Raw genomic sequence first — 4,808 nt, 5'->3', positions numbered from 1 at the left:
ACGGAGGGTTATTTGGTATGCACATTTTTAGTATAACATGAGATATTTTAAGTTTTTAATGAAAAATATTGACAAACTATTAGCTGGTTTAGCACTATAAAAAAAGGATGCCGCAGCAACCCAATCTTAAGACAGCTGTTCTTTTTCATTTAACACAACATATGATAAAATGTTATTAGAATTTTCCGAATAACGGAACGTTCATTGTTCCATTAAAGGGCAGTTTAATAGCTATATACAACACGCCGCAAATGAATTTTGACCAAGGGATTATCTATTAAAGGGATTAAATTGGAGGGAATAGAAAATGGATGTAAGGACACTTTTGTTACAGCAATGGGCAAGTTGCTTAGATCAAGAAGACTGGTTTCCACCACTTGAAAAAGTGCTAGAGGATATCACTTTTGAACAGGCAATTTGGAAACCAGTTGAGGGGGCACATTCCATTTGGGAATTAGTTTGTCATTTGCTTTTCTTTGAAAAAAGAATTCTGTTACGATTTCTTGGTGAAACAACAAATGAACCAAAGGCAGAAAATAATGACGCTACATATCGATTACCAACTAAGACGTCTCAAAATTGGCAGAAAACAAAACAAGAATACTTTTATGTTCATCGTGAACTAGAAAAAATACTAGCAACATCAGAACTAGAAGATTTGTATAGAGAGATCCCTGAAGACAATCCATTAGTGATTGAACTGAAGAGTTTAGCAATGCACGACGCCTATCATATTGGCCAAATTGTATTCCTTAGTAAAATGCAAGGAGCTTGGGCAGCTAAACGCAGTTTTTAAAAAGATTTATTAGCTTTACAGTTATTCCATTATAGGGGGCTTTAAAGGAATAAGAACGGGAACGTCCGATTTGGACGTTCACATATTTTATACCTAAAAAACAACAATAATATTTAACAAAACCTATTAAAGTAATCAGGTAAACCTTCTTCTCTCATATTTAACTTCTTCCTAAACTATCCTGCTCCGTTAGTTTAAGTACATTCTTTCGCGAACTTTACAAAAATAAATTTTTGTTAATCTCACCAAAAAAGGACCGTCATAAAGACAGTCTTTTTTTTCACTAAAGCCCCCGTTAGCTTAAGTACAACATTTCACAAACTTACTTCGATTAAAGAAAGGCTGTTAAACCAGCCCTACCTTATAAAATCTCCTTTGAAGTGCAAGATTCTTTATTATGTTCCTTGTATTTGAGTTTTTATTACTAAACAATCCTTGCATAAATGATAGAAAATATTCATCTCACCTAATTGAAAATCCACAACTGAAATAAGTTCCCTTTCCCCGAGGTCTTGTGTAACTGCGGCAATGTACTTCATTTCTTGATTGCAAATTGGACACTCTAAATCTTCAGGAACTTCATCATACAAAGGTGCACCCAAAAGTCGGCATAAATATTCCGAACCAAATAAATCAAATGCTGTATCATAATTATCTTTATTAATTGGAATATCTTCGGCTTTCATTTCAATTAGGTTTACATTTGTCTTTGGAAGTGGTACAGGTAGCCTGTATTCCTTATCTTGAATCCAATCTTCTGTATTTTCCTGACTTATTACTTGAATGGATTTACCCCCATCACTTAACTGAAAATATTGAGGTTCCCATACCATTGAACAGTTCAAGCAAGATACTAATGGTAAAATATTTAGTTCATCATTTTTTATTTCGGAAAGCCTTTCATCTTTTAAATCAAAACAAAAAATTAGATGCATTTTTTCTCCACACAATTTACAATCTGGCAAATCACATTCATTTCCACCAAAATAGTGATTATACACATCTTTCCCTTCTACTACCCTGTACCCTTTTAAACCTTTCCAATGCTTCCCATAAGGTTTCTTTGCCATTAAATGTCCTCGCTTTAAGTAAATATAAATTCAATACATTATAATTTCTATATTCCATTAATTAATTCCTTCTTAAAGTAACCTGCCCAATAGTTCAACTAGAAAGAGGAGCTGCCTGTCGCATCTCAATCTTAAACTAAAGCTACCCGTTAGTTTAAGTGCAAACTTTCACAAACTTACGTGATACAACGAAAAAATAAAATTCATTGATTATTAAATAAAATAACAATTTACATTTTTTTACACATATACTAAAATATAATTAAGCAAAAAATTTTTTAGTAAAAAATAATTTATTATAGGGAAAGGAGAATTTTAAAATGAGTCTATTAGATATTTATCTGCAAAAGAACGGGAAAAAACGATACGATGTATTTAAAGAAACTGGAATCAGTCAGCAAATGCTTTCAAGTGTTAATAAAAAAAGTGTCAATCATTATTCAGTCAAAACAATTCAAGCTATTGCGAAAACAGTAGAGAAAAGTGAAGGAACTGTACTGGATGAATTAATACAATTAGAGAAGGAAAATGCTTATTTCGAAGTTTATAATGCTGAAGATTTACTATTAGCCTTTAGAAATAAGGAAGAATATATTCTAATCAAAGGCGAATACAAAAAAGAAATGGATGAATTAGCGAAGTCACAACTTTCTGATACAGAAAAATTAGGTTGGGAATTAGGGGCAGTATGGTCAGGTGGAGTAGTAACTGTGTTGACAGAAGTAATTTTGCACTTAGTAGATTTATTCAGTAGTAAAGATGATGACAAAAAGAAAATTGAAAGCCAAGTTCGTAAGTATAAGTTTAAAAAACTAAATGAAAATGAAATCTTATTGTATTTACGTCAATTAGATTATTAGGAGTTTAAGAAGAAGTGACACTGCGGGATAGTTGTTAGTAAAAGAAAAGTGACTGGAAGAAGAATCCTGCCAACTAAAGAATGTTTAGATAGCTGGAATTACAAATAAATCTATCCTTGGAGAATCCCTCTTGGATGGATTTATTTGTTTATTGGCTAATAAATATATCCCCGTTCTTAAACAAAACTGCCCATTAGTGGAATAAGAAAAAGGCTGCCGCAGCAACCCCCCGCTGTTCAACTAAAGCACCCTTTTGTTGAATAAAAATTGGATTATTACCACAATCACCTTTATGTTCATTACTTTTCAAAGACTCCATACACCAATAACTTAGAGAATTACAAATCCTGTTTTAACACAATTCCATACTCTAAGTATATCTTTAAAAGTGTTAATGCTTCTCCCCAACCCACTGCACATCCAATACAGGCTTTTAAGTCTTTTCCTGAATTTGTATAGCCCGTCTCATTAAGAACTACTAATGTTCCGTCTTTATAAGGCTCAAGTTTAAAAGTTACTGTTGAATTTTGTTCTCCTGGTGACCATTGAAAAACAAATCTTTTGTTTGGAGTTGCCTCAAGAATCTTCCCCCCATCTTCAACATTTACATTTTCACTACCGAAATTTGTCCATCTCAATCGTAATTCACCTGTTCCATCTGGGTTTATCTCTAAAGATGTGTCATCTGTAAACCAAGCATTCCAACCTTGAGATGTTGAAACTGTTTTATACACTTCTTCTAAAGGTACTTTAATGTAGGTTTTATGGTTTATATCTGGCATTTTCACTATCCTCCATATCCCTGATTTCACTTTATTCTATAACTTATACTATTCTTTTTCTTCTTCAACAATCCTGCTTCGTTAGTGGAACAAGAAAAAGGGTTACCGCAGTAACCCCTGCTGTTCTACTAAAGCACCCTTTAGTTTAACAAGGGCCATACGCATTTTATTAAATGATTTTTTACCAGTGTACTAGTTAAGGATTGACTAAGAAATATCCTTCTGGTATATTTTTATAAATAATTAAAGTGACTATATTAAAAACTCTTATCCAGAGTGGCGGAGGGACAGACCCTATGAAGCCCAGCAACCTTCAAGTTTTACTTGAAAAGGTGCTAATTTCTGCAGAATTGTTTCTGGAAGATAAGGGGAGGAATGAAATAGTTTGTTATGACCTCTTCTTATTTATTGTAGAAGAGGTTTTTTGTGTTTGGAATATAAACGAGGAAATAATAAAAAGTTAATGACTATTAGGGGATGATGAGATGAAGGGTGTAAACTTTAGAGAGAGTTCATTAGCATCAGATACGTTAGTAAAAACAAACTTAAAAAATACATCTCAACCTGCGGTCTCAGGTACTAAAATGACTAATACTCATGATAATAAAAATGAACCAGTAGTTGAAATCTCCAGTGAAAATAATTTATGCATCATTTATGTTAGCAAGTATAGAATGAATAAAGAAGTTGGGTTTGGAAGAAAGCTGCTTCAGATCCTTGAAGATTTTCAACTTTATTATAGGCATATACCATCGGGGGTTGATGCTCTTAATCTTGTTTTACATGAAAATCAATTAGATCAGATAATAGAAAGTAAACTAATACAACGGATTAGTACGGAACTTTCGGCAGATAAAGTAACTATTGAACGTAATATTGCTTTAATTATGCTTATCGGAGGAAAAATGCATCATAATGCTGAAAGCATTGCCAGAGCAGCGAGGGTTCTTGCAGAAAAAAGAATTAATATTGAAATGATACATATGAATCAAGGATCATCTCAGATAAGTTTAGTATTTGGTGTAAAGGCTCATGATGAAAAAAGAGCTGTTGCAGCAATCCATAATGAATTTTTTTGCAAGTGTGTCGATTTGAAATATTAATGATTTCCTACAGGTAATAAAAGGGCTTCTAATTATGACTAATAGATGCACCTTTTCTTTTTGTTTTCATTAACGATAACTTCCTATTAAATTAACCTGCCCCGTTACTTCAATAAGAAAAGCCGCCAAATATCGCAGCTTCTTCAACTCTTGCCCCAGTTAGCTTAATAACAAGTTAGCTTTTAAACTCCATAAAG

At 32.8% G+C, this 4,808-nt stretch carries 5 protein-coding genes and 1 riboswitch; of the genes, 3 read left to right on the top strand and 2 right to left on the bottom strand.

Annotated features, from left to right (window positions below):
- Positions 1-307: 307 nt before the first annotated feature.
- Positions 308-796, top strand: coding sequence for a DinB family protein (locus ACIQXV_RS29670; protein ID WP_402965963.1), 489 nt, complete (start codon positions 308-310; stop codon positions 794-796).
- Between the two features lie 395 nt (positions 797-1,191).
- On the opposite strand, the gene ACIQXV_RS29665 is transcribed toward ACIQXV_RS29670, so the two are convergent.
- Complete coding sequence (locus ACIQXV_RS29665) at positions 1,192-1,866, bottom strand: hypothetical protein (protein ID WP_402965960.1); 675 nt, start codon at positions 1,864-1,866, stop codon at positions 1,192-1,194.
- Between the two features lie 320 nt (positions 1,867-2,186).
- Between ACIQXV_RS29665 and ACIQXV_RS29660 the strand changes: the two genes are divergently transcribed.
- Complete coding sequence (locus ACIQXV_RS29660; RefSeq protein ID WP_402965957.1) at positions 2,187-2,726, top strand: hypothetical protein; 540 nt, start codon at positions 2,187-2,189, stop codon at positions 2,724-2,726.
- Positions 2,727-3,064: 338 nt separating this feature from the next.
- On the opposite strand, the gene ACIQXV_RS29655 is transcribed toward ACIQXV_RS29660, so the two are convergent.
- On the bottom strand, positions 3,065-3,508 hold the full coding sequence (locus tag ACIQXV_RS29655) for an SRPBCC family protein (protein WP_387317365.1): 444 nt from the start codon (positions 3,506-3,508) through the stop codon (positions 3,065-3,067).
- 264 nt (positions 3,509-3,772) lie between these two features.
- Positions 3,773-3,878: riboswitch (SAM riboswitch) on the top strand.
- 115 nt (positions 3,879-3,993) lie between these two features.
- On the opposite strand from ACIQXV_RS29655, the gene ACIQXV_RS29650 reads away from it, so the two are divergent.
- Positions 3,994-4,611, top strand: a complete 618-nt coding sequence (locus ACIQXV_RS29650; RefSeq protein ID WP_402965953.1) for an ACT domain-containing protein — start codon at positions 3,994-3,996, stop codon at positions 4,609-4,611.
- Positions 4,612-4,808 lie beyond the last annotated feature (197 nt).

This window comes from Neobacillus sp. NPDC097160, from assembly GCF_044762155.1.
Classification (GTDB): domain Bacteria; phylum Bacillota; class Bacilli; order Bacillales; family Cytobacillaceae; genus Neobacillus.
This window is presented reverse-complemented; position numbering and strand designations above follow the sequence as displayed.